The 20,115-nt window shown below is 67.5% G+C and carries 20 protein-coding genes; 13 read left to right on the top strand and 7 right to left on the bottom strand.

Annotation, left to right across the window (positions count from 1 at the left end):
• Positions 1-131 precede the first annotated feature (131 nt).
• The 4 genes from A6A40_RS06055 to A6A40_RS06040 all read right to left on the bottom strand — a co-directional run bounded on the left by A6A40_RS06055 (position 132) and on the right by A6A40_RS06040 (position 3,515).
• The gene (locus tag A6A40_RS06055) at positions 132-812 is read right to left on the bottom strand and encodes a carbonic anhydrase (RefSeq protein ID WP_063634600.1); all 681 of its coding nucleotides are present in this window, start codon (positions 810-812) and stop codon (positions 132-134) included.
• A gap of 124 nt (positions 813-936) precedes the next feature.
• Positions 937-1,530, bottom strand: coding sequence for a UbiX family flavin prenyltransferase (locus tag A6A40_RS06050; protein WP_063634599.1), 594 nt, complete (start codon positions 1,528-1,530; stop codon positions 937-939).
• Between the two features lie 44 nt (positions 1,531-1,574).
• A complete protein-coding gene (locus A6A40_RS06045; RefSeq protein WP_063636145.1) occupies positions 1,575-2,189 on the bottom strand; it encodes a DUF1013 domain-containing protein in 615 nt (204 codons plus the stop codon).
• A gap of 309 nt (positions 2,190-2,498) precedes the next feature.
• Positions 2,499-3,515, bottom strand: a complete 1,017-nt coding sequence (locus tag A6A40_RS06040) for an NAD(P)H-quinone oxidoreductase (protein ID WP_063634598.1) — start codon at positions 3,513-3,515, stop codon at positions 2,499-2,501.
• Between the two features lie 141 nt (positions 3,516-3,656).
• Here A6A40_RS06040 and A6A40_RS06035 point away from each other — a divergent pair, with 141 nt between their 5' ends.
• Entirely contained in the window at positions 3,657-3,854 is a 198-nt protein-coding gene (locus A6A40_RS06035) for a DUF1192 domain-containing protein (protein WP_063634597.1), read from the top strand.
• A gap of 69 nt (positions 3,855-3,923) precedes the next feature.
• On the opposite strand, the gene A6A40_RS06030 is transcribed toward A6A40_RS06035, so the two are convergent.
• Together A6A40_RS06030 and A6A40_RS06025 are read right to left on the bottom strand one after the other, a co-directional pair.
• Positions 3,924-4,748: a DUF2189 domain-containing protein gene (locus A6A40_RS06030; RefSeq protein ID WP_063634596.1), complete on the bottom strand. Its 825-nt coding sequence runs from the start codon at positions 4,746-4,748 to the stop codon at positions 3,924-3,926.
• Between the two features lie 177 nt (positions 4,749-4,925).
• Positions 4,926-5,108, bottom strand: a complete 183-nt coding sequence (locus A6A40_RS06025; protein ID WP_063634595.1) for a DUF4169 family protein — start codon at positions 5,106-5,108, stop codon at positions 4,926-4,928.
• A gap of 352 nt (positions 5,109-5,460) precedes the next feature.
• Here A6A40_RS06025 and A6A40_RS06020 point away from each other — a divergent pair, with 352 nt between their 5' ends.
• The 9 genes from A6A40_RS06020 to A6A40_RS05980 all read left to right on the top strand — a co-directional run bounded on the left by A6A40_RS06020 (position 5,461) and on the right by A6A40_RS05980 (position 15,364).
• On the top strand, positions 5,461-8,676 hold the full coding sequence (locus A6A40_RS06020; RefSeq protein ID WP_063634594.1) for an AsmA family protein: 3,216 nt from the start codon (positions 5,461-5,463) through the stop codon (positions 8,674-8,676).
• Between the two features lie 114 nt (positions 8,677-8,790).
• Positions 8,791-9,171 carry an accessory factor UbiK family protein gene (locus A6A40_RS06015; RefSeq protein ID WP_063634593.1) on the top strand — a complete coding sequence of 127 codons (381 nt, stop codon included), beginning with the start codon at positions 8,791-8,793 and terminating at the stop codon, positions 9,169-9,171.
• Positions 9,172-9,442: 271 nt separating this feature from the next.
• Complete coding sequence (locus tag A6A40_RS06010; RefSeq protein WP_063634592.1) at positions 9,443-9,946, top strand: type III secretion system chaperone family protein; 504 nt, start codon at positions 9,443-9,445, stop codon at positions 9,944-9,946.
• 39 nt (positions 9,947-9,985) lie between these two features.
• Complete coding sequence (gene proC / locus A6A40_RS06005; RefSeq protein ID WP_063634591.1) at positions 9,986-10,810, top strand: pyrroline-5-carboxylate reductase; 825 nt, start codon at positions 9,986-9,988, stop codon at positions 10,808-10,810.
• A gap of 10 nt (positions 10,811-10,820) precedes the next feature.
• Positions 10,821-11,306 carry a YbaK/EbsC family protein gene (locus A6A40_RS06000; RefSeq protein ID WP_063634590.1) on the top strand — a complete coding sequence of 162 codons (486 nt, stop codon included), beginning with the start codon at positions 10,821-10,823 and terminating at the stop codon, positions 11,304-11,306.
• 78 nt (positions 11,307-11,384) lie between these two features.
• Positions 11,385-12,071: a TetR family transcriptional regulator gene (locus A6A40_RS05995; RefSeq protein WP_063634589.1), complete on the top strand. Its 687-nt coding sequence runs from the start codon at positions 11,385-11,387 to the stop codon at positions 12,069-12,071.
• A 181-nt stretch (positions 12,072-12,252) separates the two neighbouring features.
• Complete coding sequence (locus A6A40_RS05990; protein WP_063634588.1) at positions 12,253-12,687, top strand: phasin family protein; 435 nt, start codon at positions 12,253-12,255, stop codon at positions 12,685-12,687.
• Positions 12,688-12,837: 150 nt separating this feature from the next.
• Complete coding sequence (locus A6A40_RS05985; RefSeq protein ID WP_063634587.1) at positions 12,838-13,173, top strand: tRNA-binding protein; 336 nt, start codon at positions 12,838-12,840, stop codon at positions 13,171-13,173.
• Between the two features lie 262 nt (positions 13,174-13,435).
• Entirely contained in the window at positions 13,436-15,364 is a 1,929-nt protein-coding gene (locus tag A6A40_RS05980; RefSeq protein ID WP_236783748.1) for a methyl-accepting chemotaxis protein, read from the top strand.
• A gap of 67 nt (positions 15,365-15,431) precedes the next feature.
• Here A6A40_RS05980 and A6A40_RS05975 read toward each other — a convergent pair whose 3' ends face one another.
• The gene (locus tag A6A40_RS05975) at positions 15,432-16,172 is read right to left on the bottom strand and encodes a response regulator transcription factor (RefSeq protein ID WP_236783747.1); all 741 of its coding nucleotides are present in this window, start codon (positions 16,170-16,172) and stop codon (positions 15,432-15,434) included.
• A gap of 978 nt (positions 16,173-17,150) precedes the next feature.
• On the opposite strand from A6A40_RS05975, the gene A6A40_RS05970 reads away from it, so the two are divergent.
• The 3 genes from A6A40_RS05970 (at position 17,151) to A6A40_RS05960 (ending at position 20,114) form a co-directional block, all read left to right on the top strand.
• Positions 17,151-17,792 (top strand): response regulator transcription factor, encoded by a 642-nt coding sequence (locus A6A40_RS05970; protein WP_063636144.1) that lies wholly within the window; start codon positions 17,151-17,153, stop codon positions 17,790-17,792.
• Positions 17,793-18,077: 285 nt separating this feature from the next.
• Positions 18,078-18,722 carry a DUF2659 family protein gene (locus A6A40_RS05965; RefSeq protein WP_063634584.1) on the top strand — a complete coding sequence of 215 codons (645 nt, stop codon included), beginning with the start codon at positions 18,078-18,080 and terminating at the stop codon, positions 18,720-18,722.
• 9 nt (positions 18,723-18,731) lie between these two features.
• A complete protein-coding gene (locus A6A40_RS05960; RefSeq protein WP_082860739.1) occupies positions 18,732-20,114 on the top strand; it encodes an outer membrane protein assembly factor BamB family protein in 1,383 nt (460 codons plus the stop codon).
• The last annotated feature ends 1 nt before the right edge of the window (position 20,115 follow it).

The raw sequence follows: 20,115 nt of genomic DNA, 5'->3' as shown, positions 1-20,115 counted from the left end.
GGCGTTCGCGTGGTGTTTTTATACCAGCGGCTCTCGATCCTGACCTGTCAGGATCGAGAGTTTCAGCGGCATGGACCGCCGCCGTGCCGGTCGGCGCGGATACCAGCGGTCATGTTGAAAGACCGCCGGTATCACTCGACCGGCTGGAACAGGCGGCTGGTCGGGTTGATCGCCCACATTTCGCCCGATTGAATGTCGAACCACCAGCCATGGATGTTCAGCGTCCCGGCTTCCACCCCCTGGCGCACGAAGGGGAAGGTCATCAGATTCTCGACCGATGCCCTGACTGCCGCCCGCTCGATCACCGCCGGGGTGCTTTGCAGCTTTTCCGCATCGGCCCGTGCCTGTTCGGAGCCTTCCGGTCCTACATAGGGGTCGAGCGCCGAACCGGCGATCGACACCCAGGGGGACACGAAATCATCGTTCGACTTCTGGCCGGCGCGCAGCCGGATCAAGCCCTGGATACCGCCACATTGGGCGTGGCCCAGCACGATGATCTCGGACACCTTCAGCGATTTGACCGCATATTCGATGGCGGCCGAGGTGCCGTGATAGGCGCCGTCGGGCTGATAGGGCGGGACGAGATTTGCGACGTTGCGCACGACGAACAGCTCGCCGGGTTCCGCCATGGTCAGCAGGGCAGGATCGACGCGGCTGTCGGAACAGCCGATCAGCAGAACCTCCGGATGCTGGCCTTCGGTGGCCAGCTGTCGCATGCTGTCGGGCCGGCGTTCGTAATAGCGGGCGCGGAACGCCTTGATGCCGGCCAGAAGCTGGCGGATGGGCTCGCTCGGTTGACTGCTGAACGGCATGGTCGGCTTGTCCCCGTTACTGTCTGCCGGCGGCGGCGCCGGCTCCGCATCATTTCGCATCGACAGCGGTATAACGGCATTGCGTCCGCGGTCCAAGCCGCCCGTTGCGGCATTGCAGCGCGGGTCAGCCCTCCGCCGGACGCTCACCCCACCGGCGCAGAGTGCCGGAATCAAGCCCGAACAGGTCCAGCACCCGCCCCACCGAATGGTTCACCAGATCGTCGATGCTCTCCGGCTGCGCATAGAAGGCCGGCACCGGCGGCGCGATCACCGCTCCCATTTCCGCCAGCGCGGTCATGGTGCGCAGATGGCCCAGATGCAGCGGTGTCTCCCGCACCATCAGAACCAGCCGCCGCCGCTCCTTCAAGGCCACGTCGGCGGCACGGGTCAGCAGGGTGGAGGTCACGCCGCTGGCGATCTCGCTCATCGTGCGGACCGAACAGGGGGCGACCACCATGCCCAGCGTGCGGAAACTGCCGCTGGAGATCGCCGCCCCGATATCGGCGGCGGAATAGCTGACGTCGGCCAGCGCCCGCAGCTCCGCCACCTTCATTGCGGTTTCATGCGCCAGCGTCACTTCGGCGGACCGGCTGACGACCAGATGCGATTCGACGCCGATCCGCCGCAGCGTCTGCAGCATGCGGATACCGTAGATCACCCCCGACGCGCCGCTGATGCCGACGACGAGCCGGGGCGGAGGTGTGTTGCGGTCGGTCATCGCTTGCTTTCATGCCCTCTCCCGCGACGGGGAAAGGGATGGCATCAATGGGCGTCTTCCTGTTCGGAATAGCGGTCGTCGTCGCGGCTCTCGCCATAGAAGTCCTCGGCGGCATCCTCGGGCGCGCGGGGCACGCCGCCGCGGCGGATGGCCAAAGCCAGCGCCTCTTCCAACTCGCGGCCGGAGCAGAGACCCAGCATGACCGGGCTGCGCGGCTTGATGTTGGCGACGTTCCAGTGGGTGCGGTCGCGCACGGCGGCGATGGTCGGCTTGGTGGTGCCGATCAGGCGGCAGACCTGCGCGTCGGACAGTTCCGGATGATGCTTCAGCAGCCAGGCGATGGCGTCGGGCTTGTCACCGCGCTTGGTGATCGGGGTGTAGCGCGGGCCCTTGGACCGGGAGGCGACCTGCGGCAGGTCGGCGACCAGCAGCTTCAGGCGCAGATCCTGGTTCTTCTCGCAGCGCTCGATCTCCTGCTTGGTCAGCTGGCCGTTGGCGATGGGGTCCAGCCCCACCATGCCGACCGCGACCTCGCCGTCGGCGATGGCCTGGACTTCCAGCGAATGCATGCCGCAGAAGGCGGCGATCTGCTCGAAGGACAAGGACGTGTTCTCGACCAGCCAAACGGCCGTCGCTTTCGGCATCAAGGGCAGTGCCATCATCCCTCCTGACAACTCTTCACCGGCCGCACCCGCTGGCGGGTGGTGCGGCCGGTCGTTCGAACTCGTTATGCGGCGCGAGAGCGGTTCCGCGATCCCGGGGCAGTCGCCCCTTCCTCGTCACCACGATATAGGGCGAATACCGGTCCGCGTAAGCATGCTTGCGCAGGCGCACCGGGAAATCCCGGCCGCCCGCTCGCCTCTGCTAACCCGTCTTGGCTGTCCAAGGCAAGCCCGACGGCGCCGCATCGACGAAGAAAGCGCAGAATGCGGTCCGGTTTTGCATCCCGGACCGTTCCGCCGGCCTGCTCAGACCGGGTCCGCCCCGACGGTGAGCACGATCTTGCCGATATGGGCGCTGCTTTCCATCAGGCGATGGGCCTCCGCCGCCTCGTCCAGCGGGAAGGTGCAGTGAATCTGCGGCTTGATCCCGCCGGACTCCAAAAGCGGCCAGACATGCTCGCGCAGGGCGGCGGCGATGCGGCCCTTCTCGGACACCGGGCGGGCGCGCAGGGTCGATCCGGTCAGCGTCAGGCGCTTGGTCATCACCGGCGCCATGTTCAGCGACACCTTGGCCCCCTGCAGGAAGGCGATGGAGACGTGACGCCCGTCGATCGCCATGATGTCGATGTCGCGGGCGATATAGTCGCCGCCGACCATGTCCAGCACCACATCGACGCCGCGACCGCCGGTCGCCTCGCGGATCACCGCGGCGAAATCCTCGGTCCTGTAGTTGATCGCCCGGTCGGCGCCGAGCTGTTCGCAGGCCCGGCACTTGTCGTCGCTGCCGGCGGTGGTGAAGACCGTGGCGCCGAAGGCTTTCGCCAGCTGGATCGCCGTGGTGCCGATGCCGCTCGACCCGCCATGGACCAGCAGCGTCTCGCCGCGCTTCAGGGCGCCGCGTTCGAACACGTTCGTCCAGACGGTGAAGAAGGTCTCCGGCACCGCCGCCGCCTCGACCATCGACAGCGGGCCGGGCACCGGCAGGGCCTGCACCGCCGGCACCGCGCAATATTCGGCATAGCCGCCGCCGGCCACGAGCGCGCAGACGCGATCTCCGCTGGCCCACGACTCGACGCCCTCGCCAATAGCGATGACCGTGCCGGACAGTTCCAGCCCGGGCAGGTCGGACGCGCCCGGAGGCGGGTCGTAGCGGCCCTGGCGCTGCAGGGTGTCGGGACGGTTCACACCTGCGGCGGCGACCTCCACCAGGATCTCGCCGGGGCCGGGCACCGGGGCGGGACGGCGGGTGGGGTGCAGCACCTCCGGCCCTCCGGGCTGGGTGATCTCGACGCAGCGCATGCTGTCGGGCAAGGCGAGGCCCATGGCGTACTTCCCTTCATTTCCGTGGTCGGGCAGGCATTTGCCGGCACCGGTGCATTGGAATTGTCCGGCTCGAAAGGTAGATTTGACCGACCGGCCTGACAAGGCGAAGGCGAGACACGCGGCAGGGGAGGGAACCAAGCCATGGCCATCGACGACCGTTTCGAGGATCTGGAGCCGCGAAAGGCCAAGCCGGCGCCGAAGGACCTGACCGTGATGGGTGTGGCCGAACTGGAGGCCTACATCGCGACGCTTCAGGCGGAGGTGGAGCGCGCCCGCGCCGCCATCGCCGCCAAGCGGGCTCAGAAGTCGGCCGCCGAGGCCTTCTTCAAGAAGGGCTGATTCAAGAAGGTCCGACGGAAAAGCCCTCCCCCGCGCACGGGAGAGGGCTTCGTCAAGGTTGCGGCTGCGTTACCGGCCCGGGCCGACCAGATCGCGGTAGCAATGCCAGGAGGCGTGCCCGATCACCGGCAGGGCGATCGCCAGACCGATGAAGGCGGTGACCATGCCGGCGCTCATGAACAGGGCGATGAGGAAGCCCCAGGCGATCATCGGCCGGATGTTGGCCCGCACCACGGCAATGCTGGTCGCCATGGCGGTGAAGACGTCGGTCTCGCGGTCGAGCAGCATCGGGATCGACACCACGGCGATGGAGAAGACCGCCGTTGCGATGACTCCGCCGAACAGCGTCCCGGTCAGCAGGAACGGAATGGTCTCGGCCGAGAAGAAGATTCGGTCGACCAACTGGTCCAGCGCCGGCGGCTCGGCCGAGAAGAACAGGGCGAAGATCAGGAAGGCAATGCGGATCCAGGCCAGCATGGCCAGCATCAGCACCAGCCCGATCCCGGCGATCTGCACGCCATTGCGGCGATAGGCTGCGGCAACCTTGCCGAAGGTCGGGCGTTCGCCGAGTTCCAGCAGCCGGCTGGTCTCGTACAGCCCGACCGCCAGGAGCGGGCCGACCAGCATGAAGCCGGCGCCCATCGGCAGCAGCAGGTATTCCATGTCCAGCATGGCCAGCCCGACCACGAGCGCGAAGCTGGAGATGACCGCCAGCACGCCATAGGCGAAGCTGATGGCGGGGGCTGCCATCATGTCCTGCCAGGCGGATGCCAGCCAGACCCAGGGACGGTCGATCTCCACCGCCCGGATCGGCGGCAGCCAAGACGGACCGTGTGCCGGGTTGTGCGTTTGAGGCGTTTGAACGGATCCGCGAAACGACGTCATGTCGACCATGATGACGGCCCTTTCCGACAGCCAGGGAGTGCGCCCGTCGGCGCCCCTGCCAGGTACTGTCACATGATCGCCGTGATAGTCGCAATAGTGAACTATCGGTGTATCCAATAGTAACAAAAACGCTGAGGTTATTCCGAGTGAAAAACTTGGTCTTTGCCGTGCTTTGGGACGAACGGCTCAATTTTTGTCGTCAAGCCTATGCCCATCCAAAGTTTGAGTGCTCCGCTCGGCCTCCTTGCGATCTCGTTCCTTCTCGGCTTTGGTGCGTCCGAATCGGGCCCGATTCGCTTCGGCTTCCTTCGCGCGTTCGGCCCGTTCGCGGGTCTTGCGGAAGCGGTTGAGGTTGACCACGTCGCCCATGGCAGATCTCCGTCAGCTGAATCTGCGGTTTCGGTTCCGGTGCGGCCGGGTCGAGCGGCCGCAAGCGGAGAATTCCGGGGAAAAAATCGGGCAGGCCCCAACTTGGCCGTGGGATTGCCCAAATTGCTTGTTTCTTCTGCGGGCGCTAGCTTACCGAAGGACGCTCCTCGTCGGAAGCCGCCATCGGTTCCCGACCGGCGCGGAGGAAGAGGGGCGGCGAAGGCAAGCGCGCATCTGTCCGTATCCTATGGGGGAACGGGCGGGTGCCGGTCGATGGCGACGACGTGGTAACATTGACGTGGCAAAGGGGCACGGCCGAGGATAAGGCCGGCGCAGGGAAGGCGGAAACCCGGTGAAGAAGATCCTGATCGCTGCACTGGCCGGACTGGTGGTTCTGGCCGGCATCCTGTTGGCAGCGCCGAGCCTCATCGATTGGAACGCCTACAAGGGCACCATCGCCGAGCGTATATCGCAGACGACCGGCCGGCAGGTGGAGTTGCGGGGCGATGTCGGCTTCACCCTGCTGCCGTCTCCGGCGCTGACGGTGCGCGACGCCCGGCTGGCCAATGCCGCCGGCGCCGCCGAACCCGACATGGTGCGGCTGAAGAAGCTGGACGCCCGTGTCTCGCTCGTCCCCCTGCTGAGCGGCCGCATCCAGGTCGAGAGCATCACGCTGGTCGAGCCGACCTTCGTGGTGGAAGTCCTGATGGACGGACGGATCAATTGGGACCTGTCCACCACCGGCGGCAGGTCCGGCGACGGGCTGGGTGCCGCCGAAGGGCTGGTGTCCGCCGTCAGCTTCGATCAGGTGCTGATCGACAAAGGCACCGTGATCTATCGCGACGACCGCAACGGCCGCACCGAGACGGTGGAGGGGGTGAGCGCCCGCATCGCCGCCGGCAGCCTCAACGGCCCCTTCCAAATCCAGGGCGACTTCCGATTCCGCGGCCTGCCCCTGCATGGCGAGGCGACCGCCGGCCGCTTCACCGAAGGGGCGGCGGTGCCGGTGCGGGCCACCCTGTCCATGCCCCATACCGATGCGACCCTCCGCTTCGCCGGCATTCTGACCGGCGGGGGCGGATCGAAGGTGCAGGGCGACCTCCGTGCCGAGGGCAGCGACTTCGCCAAGCTGGTGGACGCGCGCCGGCCTGCGGCGCTGGCCCAGCCCTTCAATCTGCGCGCGACGGTGGAGGCGGGAACCAGCCTTGCCACATTCTCCAGCCTGGAAGCTCAGCTGGGCGACACCCGCGCGACCGGAAGCGCCACCCTCAGGGCCGGCGATCCCGCCAGGCGCGAGGTGCCGCGGACCGAAGTGACGCTCGCCGTCAACCGGCTCGACCTTGATTCATGGCTCGCGCGGGGCGCACAGGGCGGCACGGCGGCCGGTTCAGCCGCCACGGCTCACACGACTCCCGCAACCGGAGGGGCCAAGCAGCCGGGAGTGTCCTTCGCGCTGCCGATCGGCGTCGAGGCCAAGCTGGATGTGGCGGTGGACGCCCTGAGCTACAATGGCGGCGTGGTGCGTCAGGGCCGGGTCGAAGCGAGTCTGGCCGATGGCCGGCTGAACATCGACCGGGTCAGCGCCCTGCTGCCCGGCGGGTCGGATTTCGTCGCGGCGGGAGACGTGACCACGCCGGGTGGCCAGCCGACGCTGGACATGCGGATGGAGGCGAATGCCGACAACCTGCGCGCCCTGCTGGAATGGGTGAAGCTGGATGTGCGGTCCGTTCCCGCCGACCGCTTGCGCCGCGCCTCTCTGGCGGCCCGGCTGCAGGGGCATGCCGACCGCTTCGAGATGTCGGGCATCGATTTCCGCTTCGACAGCAGCCGCCTGAGCGGGGCTGTCGCCTATGTCGACCGTGGGCGTCCCGCCTTCGGCGCGCGCCTCGAACTCGACCGCCTTTTCCTGGACGGTTACCTGCCGGCCGAACCGGCGCCGGCCCAGCCGGCAACGCCGCGCGCGATCGGCCCGCGGGCTGGCTCCGCCGGCACGGCGCCGGCGCCGCAGCGACTTCTCGGACTTGCCGACGCGAACCTCGATCTGCGGATCGGCCAGCTGACCGTGGGCGGCCTGCCGGTCCAGGGGCTTCATCTCGACGCTACGGTCGCTGCCGGCGCACTGACGGTGCGCGAAGCCAAGGTGGACAACATCGCCGGCCTGACGGCGCGGGTTGACGGGCAGGTCGCCAGCCTGATGCCGCTGCGCGGTGTGAACCTCGCCCTGGCGGCAGAGGCCAAGTCGCTCGGCGGGCTGCCCAGCGCCGTTGCCTGGCCAGCCGGTTGGCCGGTGCCGGAACGGCTGGGCGCCGTCAGCGCCAAGGCGCGGCTGGCTGGCGATGGCGAGCGGCTGGCGGTCGAGGCTTCCGCCGGAATGCTGGGCGGCACGCTGGAAGCCGGCGGCGCCGTCCTGGGGCTGGACCGCACGCCCAGCGCCGACCTGAAATTGCGCATGATCCATCCGGAGATGGGGCGCCTCGCGGCGCTGTTTGCCGACCGTGGGCTGGCCCGTGCTCTCGGTCCGCTGGACCTTTACGGCGAACTGAGTGGGAATGCGGCGTCACCGGTGCTGAGCAATCTGCAGGGGCTGGTCGCCGGCGTACCGGTGCGCGGCAAGCTGGCGATCGACCGAAAGGCGGCTCGCCCCGCCTTCCAGGCCGACCTGCAGACCGGCGACCTCGACCTCGACCGGCTGCGCAACGCGCCGCTGGTGGGTGACGGCGCCACGCGCGATGCGGTGACCTCCGCCGCCGATCCGGCGGCTGTCCCTCCCGTCGATCCTCTCGCGGACCTCGATTGGATTCAGTTTGCGGACGGCCGGCTGGCGCTGACGTCCACCTCGCTGACTCTCGGCGGACAGCGCGTCGCACAGCCGGCGCTGAGGGCGACGCTCTCCAGCGGGACCGCGACCCTGGAGCAGTTGGACGGCGAATGGCAGGGCGGTCAGATCGGCATCAGCGGCCGTGTCGCCGCGATTCCGGGGCAGCAGCCGAAGTTCGACGCCGACATCACCGTGGTCAAGGCCGACCTCGGGACTGCGCTGTCCGGATTTGCCGGGCTGGGGCTCAGCGGCGGTGCCGTGGATTTGGACATGACCGTTTCCGGCAGTGGCCATGGCGACGCGCTCCTGCGCAGTCTGGCCGGTCGCGGCCGGGCGGTGGCGTCGGGCGGTGTGCTGCGCGGGGTCGATCTCGCCGCGCTGCGCAGCCGGCTGGCCGGGGTCGAACGGACGCAGGAGGTGCTGGGCGCCGTCGCCGGTGCCTTGCAGGGAGGGGAGACCAGGCTGGAGCGGCTGGATGCCCGCTTCGCCATCGAGAAGGGGGTGATTCGCGCCGACGATGCCCGCCTGACCACCGCTCCCGCCGACGGCACGCTGACCGGAACGGTCTCGCTCCCGGACGAACGGGTGGATTTGGGTTTGACCCTTGCGGTGAAGGCCGACGGCGATCTGCCGCCGCTCACTCTGCGCGTCGCCGGACCCTGGGACGCGCCGACCCAGACTTTGGACCTGAAGGCCCTGCGCGACCGCTTCAATGCTGCGTCCCCACCCCCTGCCGCGGCCAAGCCGTGATGTCCGCCGCATGACACGGCTGCGCGCCATGGCATGCCCGTGACGGGCCAAGGGCGTTGAAGTCGCCGCCCGCGGCGTCCATAATGAACGAACGGTAACCGGAAGTCAGAGCCGATGCAGGTGGACAATAGGATTTTGGACGATCTCGCCCGTGTGGCGGGTGGCGCTCTCGGCGCCTTTTCGTCCTTGCGCGAAGAGGCCGAAGGCCAGTTGCGCGCTCAGCTCGAACGTATTCTGTCGCGGATGGACGTCGTCAGCCGCGAGGAATACGAGGCCGTCCGCGCCATGGCCGCCAAGGCCCGCGAGGAGCAGGAGGTGATGGCCGAGCGGCTTGCAGCACTGGAGGCCACCATCGCGACGCTGACCGCCGGGCATGCCCCGCTGCCGGTTGTGGCCGAGCCGGCCGGTATTCCGGCGGTGATCGACAGCGATCCGGTGACGCCGGCGCCAAAGCCCGCTGCGGATGCCACCGGCACGGGGCCCACGGCATCCTGAGCATTGCGCGGCCGCATCACCCGGCAGCCCTCCCGTCATCGTTCCGGCTCGTCCCGCCATCGGCGGACTGGCTGGATCGTGACCGGCCCGCGACCCGAACGTCGGCCGGTCAGAACGGTGAGCAAGCGTCGATGTGGGCAGACGCCGCATACCGATGCTCATCTTTTCATCACCTTCGGGGTATTGGCCCGGACCCGCGCGGTTTGCCAGGCGTGTCCTCTGGTCCGGGTGAACGGTACCGCCCATTGCGCCTTCACAGGAGGACGCTGACATGTCGGCAGTAGCCGTCGAAACCACCGCTTCCGCCCACAACCCGCTCGACGTGGTCGAGGAGATCGTAACCGCCAACGAATGGCCCTTCGACCGGGCCACCGAGGACGAACTCGTCGTCGAGATCGGCGGGCGCTGGTGCGATTACCGGCTCTATTTCGTCTGGCAGCCCGATGTCAGCGCGATGCAGTTCTCCTGCCAGTTCGACATGAAGGTGCAGGCCGCCCGCCGCACCGCTGTCGCCGAATTGCTGGCGGAGGTGAACGGCCGCATGTGGCTCGGCCATTTCGACGTCTGCTCGGAGGAGCATACGCCGATGTTCCGCCAGACCATGCTGCTGCGCGGTGCGCGCGGTGCCGCGGTGGAACAGCTGGAGGATCTGGTCGAGATCGCCCTTTCGGAATGCGAGCGCTTCTACCCGGCCTTCCAGTTCGTGATCTGGGGCGGCAAGTCGGCGCCGGAGGCGGTGTCCGCCGCCATTCTCGACACCATGGGCGAAGCCTGAGCCCGACATTCGGCATAACACAGGGGGAATGACGGGGTCATGACGGCGGAAACGGGTGCGTCGCTGCTGCTGGTCGGCTGCGGGAAGATGGGCGGTGCGATGCTGGACGGCTGGCTCGCAGCCGGAACCGTGTCGCGAGTCGTGGTGGTCGACCGCGCCGGTCTGCCGGAGCGGCTTGCCGGCGATGCGCGCGTCTCGCTGGCGTCCGGAGCGGAAGCTTTGCCGGACGGCTTCGTTCCCGATGTCGTGGTACTGGCGGTGAAGCCGCAGGTGATGGAAGAGGCGCTGCCGGCCTACCGTGCGCTGGTCCGTCCCGGCACCGTCTTCCTGTCGATCGCCGCCGGCAAGACCATCGGCTACTTCGAACGGCTGCTGGGGGCGGGGGCTGTCATCGTCCGCTCGATGCCCAACACCCCGGCCGCCATCGGCCGGGGCATGACCGTTGCCGTACCCAACGCCCATGTCAGCGACACCCAGCGCGATCTTTCCGACCGGCTGCTGCGCGCCGTCGGCGATGTCGCCTGGGTCGAGGATGAAGGGCTGCTGGATCCGGTCACCGCGCTGTCCGGCAGCGGCCCGGCCTATGTCTTCTTCATGGTCGAGGCGATGGCCAAGGCCGGTGAGGCCGCCGGGCTGCCCGCCGATCTGGCGATGCGGCTGGCCCGCGCCACCGTGTCGGGCGCCGGCGCCCTGCTCGACGCCTCGCCGCAGCAGGAAGCCGCCGATCTGCGCAAGGCGGTGACCAGCCCGAACGGCACCACCCAAGCCGCGCTTGAGCTGCTGATGGCGCCGGAGGGACTGCAACCGGTGATGACCGCCGCCATCGCCGCTGCTGCCCGGCGGTCGCGCGAGTTGGCAGGGTGACGGGACGGCCATGACTGCGACGCTCAGCCCCTCCGCCGCCCGTGTCCAAGCGCTGCTGGACAGAGTCGGCCTCGGCCATCTTGTGGTCGAGCATGAAGGCAGCACCCGCACCTCGGAGGATGCTGCGAATGCCGTCGGCTGCGACGTGGCGCAGATCGCCAAGTCGCTGATCTTCCGCACCAAGGAGACCAGCCGCCCGGTCCTGGTGGTCGCCAGCGGTGCCAACCGCGTGGACGAGAAGGCGGTCGGCAGGCTGATCGGCGAGAAGATCGAACGGGCCGATCCGGAATTCGTCCGCGAATCGACCGGCTTCGCCATCGGCGGCGTTCCGCCCATCGGGCATGCCGTGCCGCCACTGGTGCTGATCGACGACGACCTGTTGCGTCTGGAGACCATCTGGGCCGCCGCCGGCACCCCCAATGCCGTTTTCCGCCTGACGCCTGCCGATCTGGTCAGCATGACCGGCGGCCGGGTGGAGGCCGTGCGCAAGGTGTGACGATTTCGGGAGACGGGTGGCGTTTGGCCGTCCGCGCACCACCTTATGACGCGATCCCTGTCGCCTGGAGGTGATGCCATGTCCGACATGTCGTCCGACAAGCCTGAAGACAACAGCTTCCGCTCCGATTCCACCGATCCGGACTCTCTGGATCGCGCCGTGGCCGCGGCAGCGATGAGACTGGCGGCCGAGAAGGGATGGCGCGGCGTCGGGCTTCTGGAGGTTGCGCACGCCGCCGGCATCCCGCTGTCCCGGTTCCATCACCGTTACCGCGGGCGCGCCGACCTGCTGGCTGCGGTGTCGCGCGTCGCCGACGCCACGGTGTTGGCCGGGGACGTCGCCGCCGATCCGGCCGAGTCTACGCGCGACCGGCTGTTCGACGTGATGATGCGCCGGTTCGATGCGCTGCGTCCCTTCCGCGATGGCCTGGGCGCGGTTGTGCGCGACCTGCCGGTCGATCCGGCCGCCGCACTGGCCTTTTCCTGCACGTTCGGCCGCTCGATGGCCTGGATGCTGCGCGCCGCCGGGATCGATCCCGACCAGCGGGGCGGGGCGGCCCTCGTTGCCGGACTTGGCACCGTGCATGCACGGGTGATGCGGGTCTTCCTGAACGACGACACCGCCGACCTGTCGCGCACCATGGCGGCGCTCGACACCGCGCTGCGCGGGGCGGAGCGCTGGGGCGCGACGTTCTGCCGCTGGACCGGCCGCCGGGGTGCGTCTGGCCGGGGAACCGGGCCGGACTCCATGGCATCAACGGTTTAGACCGGATTGGCCATCCGAGCGGTAGGGCGACGCGGTGCTTTTACCCGCCAAGGTTATGTTGCGCCGCAAAATCCGGATTGACTAACATTTCGGCACTCTGCATAGTCAGCCCATCAATGTTGCGTCGCAACATGCCCGGATCCCGATGCGGGCAGCTAACACTGATGCTGGGATGAGAAACATGGCCAAGATGAGCGGTAACCCCTTCCTCGAATTCGATCCGTCCAAGCTGATCGGCGACCTCAAGGTTCCGGGCGTCGATATCGAGACCATCATCGCCAGCCAGCGCAAGAACATCGAGGCGGTGACTGCCGCCAACCAGTTGGCCTATGAAGGCTTCCAGGCCATCGTCCGCCGTCAGGCCGAGGTTCTGCGCACCGTGACCGAGGACGTGAACCGCGCCGTCGGTGAACTGACCGCCGCCGGCACGCCGGAAGAGAAGGCCGCCAAGCAGGCCGATCTGGTCAAGTCCGCTTTCGAGAAGTCGCTGGCCAACATCCGCGAGCTGAGCGAGATGATCGCCAAGTCGAACACCGAAGCCGCCGAGATCCTGACCAAGCGCGTGTCGGACAGCCTGGACGAGGTCAAGGTCGCCATCGCCAAGGCGAAGGGCTGATCCAGTCTCCGGTCCGCCGGGTACTGTGAGGAGGGGGGTCGCCATCGGCGGCCCCTTTTCCATTTCCGGCCGTGAAGGTCCTGCTTCCGGGTTCCGCGATGGGCGTGCGCGCGCTACTCTGGCGGCCCCATGCAACCGGATCGCATTGCCATGACCATCAGTTACGACGATTTTGCCAAGGTCGATATCCGCGTCGGCACAATCCTTGCCGTCGATCCCTTCCCGGAAGCGCGCAAGCCGGCCTACAAGCTGACCATCGATTTCGGCGGCGACATCGGGAGCAAGCGCAGCTCCGCGCAGATCACCAGCCATTACGCTGCCGATGCTCTGGTCGGCCGGCAAGTGCTGGCGGTGGTCAACTTCCCGCCCAAGCGCATTGGTCCCTTCACCAGCGAAGTGCTGTGTCTCGGCCTGCCCGATGCCGATGGCGCGGTGGTGCTGGTCGGTCCCGACCACGCGGTGCCGGACGGTGCCCGCCTGTTCTGACGGCGGCAGATTCGAAAACCCCGCCAGTCCGAAAGCAACCCCTCGGAGTTGCAAGTTCTCATGGGGAATATCGCGACAAGAGGTCGCAGAGCTCGTATGTACTTTAAATGAATTCAGTCCAAACCGGGATGGCATAGTGCGCGTGACTGTGAACCTGCACTTGCACACTGATTCCTGGTGGATTGCACTGATGGATGCTCTGCGCGCCTTTGTCGGCCGGCTTTCGATTTCTACGAAAGTCACTGTGTTGAATCTCTTCGGCATGCTGTTCCTCAGCACGGCGATCCTGTTCGCGATCGGGCAGGTGATCGTCCGCGATCTGGAACGGCAGGCGATCGAGATGCAGCGCCTCAGCATGGACATCGCCTGGTCGTCGCTGAACGAGCGTGGCGGTTCCTTCACGCTTGCCGATGGCAAGCTGCTGCTCGACGGCGACGTGATGAACGGCAACAACATCATGGTCGACAGGATCAAGCGCATCACCGGGGGGACCGCCACCCTGTTTCTGGGTGACCGCCGGATCGCCACCAACGTGACGAACGGTGACGGCACCCGCGCCGTCGGCACCACGCTGGCCCAGGGCCCCGCTTACGATTCGGTGCTGCGCCAGGGCGTTCCCTTCCGCGGCATGGTCGACATCCTGGGCGAGCCCTATTACGCCGCCTATGACCCCATCAAGGATAAGGCCGGCAAGCCGATCGGCATCCTCTATGTCGGCATCAAGAAGGCGGAGGTGTTCAAGACCTTCAACGACAGCATGCGCTTCGCGACGATGCTGGTCGTGCTGTGCGCCATCGCGCTGGCGGTTCCGGGTTATCTGGCGTCGCGCAGGCTGCTCCGCCCGCTGGGCCAGCTCAGTCGGGTGATGACGGCTCTGTCCTCCGGCGATCTGTCCGCCGATGTGGCCGGTGCGAAACGTCTGGACGAGATCGGCGCGATGTCGCGCTCCGTCCTGGTCTTCCGCAACGGCATGGCCGAGGCGGAGCGGCTGCGTGCCGAGCAGGAGCAGCAGCGTATCCAGGCGGAGGCGCAGAAGCGCAAGGCACTGCAATGGATGGCCGATACGGTGGAGCGGGAAAGCCGCGGCGCGGTGGAGCGGGTTGCCGCCCGCACCCAGGAGATGGACCGCAACGCCGGCGCTATGGCGAATTCGGCCGGTCTCGTCGGCGCCAACGCCCAGAATGTCGCCGCCGCAGCGGCGCAGGCGCTCAGCAACGCCCAGGCCGTCGCTTCGGCCGCCGAGCAGCTGACGGCATCGATCGATGAGATCGGGAACCAGGTCGGCCATGCCGCCGGTGTCACCCGTGCCGCCGTGGCCGCCAGCAGCCGGACCGAAAACACCATCGAATCGCTGTCCTCCGCCGTCGGCCGCATCGGCGACGTGGCGGAACTGATCCAGGGGATTGCGGCGCAGACCAACCTGCTGGCGCTGAACGCCACCATCGAGGCGGCGCGGGCGGGGGAGGCGGGAAAAGGCTTCGCCGTCGTCGCCAACGAGGTGAAGAGCCTGGCCAACCAGACCTCGCGCTCCACCGAGGAGATCTCGCGCCTGATCGCCGAGATCCAGTCGGTCACCGCCCGCAGCGTGGAGGAGGTGCGCAACATCAGCCGGACCATCGGCGAGATCGACGCCATTTCCGGCACGGTGGCCGCCGCGGTCGAACAGCAGGCGTCAGCAACACAGGAAATCTCGCGCAATGTCGGGCAGACGGCCGGCGCCGCCACCGATGTGTCGATCCGGATCGACGAGGTGTCGCGTGAGGCCAAGGTTACGGAGGAGCGTGCCGACCTGCTGCGGGCCGGCGCATCGGATGTCACCCACAGCATCGACGAGTTGATGCATGTGCTGGTCCGGGCGGTGCGTACGGCGACGGAGGATGTCGACCGCCGCAACCTGCCGCGTTATCGCGTGGAGGCACCCTGCACGGTCGAGGGGCCTGAGGGTCGGCTGGCCGTGTGGCTGCTCGACATCTCCCGCCTGGGCGCCGCGCTGGACGAGGCCGACGCCATCGGCAGCCGCGGCACGCTGCTGTTCGACAGCCTGGGCGTGGCCCTGCCCTTCGATGTCTTCAGCCGCGACGAGGGGGTGGTGCGTATCCGCTTCCGGCTGGCGGAGATCGACCGGCAGTCCTTCGACGCCCGCTTCGGCCGCTTTGAGGAGGCGATGGCCGGCCGGCGCCTTGCCGCCTGACGTCCGGCTGGCTGAGCGGTACAGCATGGGGCGCCGTCCCGGCGGCCCGACGGGGAAAAGCCGGGGCTCAGACCCCGGCGCGCCGGGTCGCAGCGGCATGTATGTGCGGTGGGGTCATGCCGGAGCGTGCCTGCTCCAGGGCGCCCTGCTGGCGGGCGGCGAACACGCCGGCTTCCGTCCGGTTGCGGAAGTGCAGCTTCGACAGAACGCTGCGCACCATCGACTTGATGACCGCCTCGGAGAGGTCCAGCGCGTTGGCGATGGTCCGGTTGTTCATCCCTTCGCCCAGCAGACGCAGGGTTTCGAACTCCGGATCGGACAGCCGCGGCAACAGCGTCAGACGGATCTCGTCCACACCCAGCCGCGACAGGAATTGCTTGGGCATGAGGCAATGCCCCTCCAGCCCGAGATCAAGCAGTTCGTTGATGCGGTCGACGTTCAGATCTTCGAACACCCAGGCATCGGCGAAGGCCAGGATATGGGCGGCGTCCAGCAGCTCGCGCGAGGACAGCACCACGACGATCCGTGACCGGCGGGACAGCCGGAGATAGACCATCGGTTCGTTCTCGCGAAGTGCGGTGAACTGCTGAAGACCGATCAGGATCGCATCCGGCGTCAGGGCGCTTTGGGTCAGCTCGCCGATGTCGTGCAGAACCGTCACGCGGTGGCGTCCGCCGCGGTCGAGTTGCTGCACCACAGTCTCGGTCAGCGCGTTGTTGTCGAGGATCAGGCAGACATGCATGGGAGTCACCGCGTTGCGGGTCTGGTGAGATGCTTTCTCATGGGCGTACTCATGGTGTGTGTGCATGGGTCAGCTCTGTCTGGAGGAGGCATCCACGGCCGGCCCGGCTCGGGGCGTCGCCGCCTGCGTCTAAGGGTTGAAACGGAGTCCGGCCGGTTGGCCCAGGCACGTCTTCGGTCAAGATCAAAACGGCTATGCGTAATTTTCCTGCCAAATATTCCTGCCCAGATATTCCTGCCCAAGTATTTCCACGGTGTCCGCAACCTGCCGGTCATCCCCCATGAGGGAAGTCCTGGTCGCACCGCGTGATTTAGAAATGAACGGCGCTCCGCGTAAATCAGGCGATGGATGATCAGCCAAGATCGCTTTTCGTCTCCTTGTTGGTCGCCTCAGGTTTCGAAACGGTAACACCTATGGAATGATGTGTGCTGGCCGGGTCACACGGGAATGCGCGTTGGTACAGGCATCCTTCAGGACTATCCGATCGGTTTCGCGGCGGTTTTCCTTCCTCTGTCGCGCAGCCGAATCAGGGTTAACCGATCACCTGGCACACGAACGCGGCAAAGATGGCAAGGTTCCAGAGAAATTCCCGTCGCCAATGGAGGCGGCAGATCTCATTCCGAATAGTCCCGATCGGGAGCAAGTCAATCCGATCAGCCGGCGCGATAACGCTATTCGCAGTCGTAGCAGTTTCTATGACGTTTGTCGGAAACGTTTCTTTGTCCGGCCATGACCTATGGCCCCTCGAATGGAGGTGGCAGCTTCGAATGACCTATGGCCCTTGTCCGGATACAGGGGATCTTCCGATCGTGGTATCAGGTACCCAACACAGCGAAAACAAGCCAACAACGGCAGACGGCCTTCCGGCCGACACCGGGAAGAGGCTGCAGGCACGATCGACCATCACGCCTGGGACAAGGTGATCAGGGGGGTGATCCGGGTGCCGCGGGGGCGCATCGGACACCATCGACAACAGCCCGTTCGGGGCTTGGCCTTCATCGGCCTGCCCCCGACCGGAGCCGGCGAGCGAGGATGACGGGGACCATGAAGATTCTGATCGGGGATGACCATCTGCTGTTCCGTGAAGGCCTCCGGCGGTTGCTCGAGCAGTTGCAAGGCGATGCCAGCTTCGTCGAGGCCGGCACCTTCGACGAGGTGCTGGATCAGTGCCGCGCGGGCAGCACCTTCGACATCATCCTGATGGATCTGCATATGCCGAACTGGCCGGGCTTCGACGGGCTGCGCGAAATCCAGGCGCTGCAGCCGGGCGTGCCGGTGGTGGTGATCTCCGCATCGGAGGCTCTGGGCGATATCCGCGGCGCGCTCGACCATGGCGCGACCGGCTATATTCCGAAGTCGAGCAGCGTGAAGGTCATGATGGGCGCCCTGAACCTCGTGTTCTCGGGCGGCATCTACCTTCCGCCGGGCGCGCTCACCGCCAGCATGGATGCCGCGCCGCGCCGCCGCACGATGGAGGTCGCCGACCGCAGCGCCGGCTACGGCCTGACCCAGCGCCAGCGCGAAGTGCTGGAATGCCTGCGTCTCGGCAAGTCGAACAAGCAGATCGCCTATGAACTGGGCCTGTCGGAAGGCACCGTGAAGATCCACGTCACCGCGATTTTCAAGTCGCTCGGCGTCAAGAACCGGACCCAGGCGGTCATCGCCGCCGCCGCGATGTCGGCCTAGGAAAGGTCGGCGACGGCTTCGGCCGGTCCGGCCGGCAATACGGCTTGCGGAACCGGGCTGCGGGGGAACGCCTCCGCGGCCCCTATTTCTTTGGGCGTTCAAGTCTTCTCTCTCTCATGCGGGAGAGGGAGGCACTTGACCCGACGGGTTGCCCGATGCTATCCGCCCCTCTTGATCTTGCGGAGTGCATCCGGCCGGGGAACCGGCCGGATGCACTCCGTTCGACCCGCGCCGCCATCCGGGCCGTGCGCGACGACGCCACCGCAAGGACGCCACCGCAGCGCCATGAGCGATATTTTCCGCGAAGTCGACGAGGATCTGCGCCGGGACCGCGCGGAGCACCTTTTCAAGAAGTATGGCGGCGCCATGATCGCCGCCGTCGTTCTGATCGTCGCTGGCACCGGCGGCTACAGCTTCTGGCGCCACTGGCAGGCACAGAAGAAGGAAGAGCAGACCGCCGCCCTGGTCACTGCCATCGCGCAGAGCGCGCAGGGTCCGGAAAAGGGAGTGGAGGCGCTGGCCGCCTTCGCCGGCTCCGCCAATCCCAGCCTCGCCGCCATCGCCCAGTTCAATGCCGCTGCCCTGATGATCCGCCAGGGCAAGCCGGCGGAGGCCGCGACCGTCTATGACGGCATCGCCGGCAACGGCGCCGTCCCCGCCGAATACCGCGACCTCGCCACCCTGCTGGCGGTGATGCAGCGCACCGACGGCGGCGACCCGACGCAGCTGACCGCGAAGCTGCAGCCGCTGACCGCCGACGGCAGCCCGTGGCGCTTCACGGCGCGCGAATTGACGGCGGTGCTGGCGGTTCGCGCCGGCGACACGGAAAAGGCCCGCACGCTTTTCAAGCAGCTGGCGGACGACCAACAGGCGCCGTCTGGCGTGCGCAGCCGCGCCGCCGATCTCGCCTCCCTCTACGGCAAGGGCTGACCCAAGGCCATGACGACCCAACAGGCGATTATCCGCAAGACGACGGACACCAAGTCCCGCAACATCCGCCGGACCGCGCTGCTGTCCGCGTCGCTGCTCGCCGTGTTCCTCGGCGGATGCGACACGATCGACAGCTGGATGGGCAAGACGGCCGATCCACCGCTGCCCGGCAAGCGCGTCGCTGTCCTGCAACGCGAGCGCAAGGTGGAGCCGGATGCGCAGCTGGCCGCCGTGACCGTCACCGTGCCGCCGGCGGTCGCCAATGCCGCCTGGTCGCAGCCGGGCGGCACGCCGGACCATCTGTTGGGCAATCTTGCCTTGTCGGCCAGCCCGTCCGACGCATGGCGCGCCGACATCGGTTCCGGTTCCAGCAGCTCGCGCGCGCTGCTCGGCACACCGGTGATCGCCGATGGGCGCATCTTCGCGATGGACGCCGATTCGCACGTCTCCGCCCTGAACGAGCGCAGCGGCCAGTCGCTGTGGCGTATCGACACCCGGCCGGAGAGCGAGCGCGGCGGCGCCACCGGCGGCGGCGTCGCCTATGCCGACGGCCGCGTCTATGCCGCCACCGGCTTCGCCGAAGTGCTGTCGCTCGATGCCGGCAGCGGCAAGGTTCTGTGGCGCAAGCGCATCGCCGGCCCGGTCCGCGGCGCACCGACCGTCGCCGGCGGACGCGTGATGGTCATCACGCTCGACAACCAGACCATCGCGCTGTCGGCGGATGACGGTTCGATCCAATGGTCGCACCAGGGCATCCTGGAAACCGCCGGTCTGCTCGGTGCCGCCAGCCCGGCTGTCACCGGCACGCTGGTGGTCGCTCCCTACTCGTCGGGCGAACTGTTCGGTTTGCGTCCGGAAAACGGCCGCGTCGCCTGGCAGGAAAGCCTCGCCGCCATCCGCCGCACCGGCCAGCTCAGCAATCTGGCCGACATCCGCGGCCTGCCGGTGGTCGACCGCGGCGCGGTCTACGCCATCGGCCATTCCGGCCGCATGGTCGCCATCGACGAGCGCATCGGCGCCCGCATCTGGGAAACCGAGATCGGCGGCGTCAATACCCCGTGGCTGGCAGGCGATTATCTGTTCACCGTCACCAACGACCAGGAAGTGGTCGCGGTGGCCCGCCAGAACGGCAAGGTCCGCTGGGTGGCTCCGCTCGCCCGCTTCAAGGATCCGGAAGACAAGTCCGGCCCGATCGTCTGGTCCGGCCCGGTGATGGCCGGCAGCCGCCTGTGGGTCGCCGGGTCCAACGGCCAGCTGCTGGGCCTGTCGCCCTCGGATGGCAAGGTGGAGGTGACGCGGTCGCTTCCCACCGGTTCCTACTTGTCTCCGGTCGTTGCCAACAACACTCTCTATGTGCTGTGCGACAACGGAACGCTCGTCGCGTTCCGCTGAT

This window comes from Azospirillum humicireducens (assembly GCF_001639105.2).
GTDB lineage: Bacteria > Pseudomonadota > Alphaproteobacteria > Azospirillales > Azospirillaceae > Azospirillum > Azospirillum humicireducens.
This window is presented reverse-complemented; position numbering and strand designations above follow the sequence as displayed.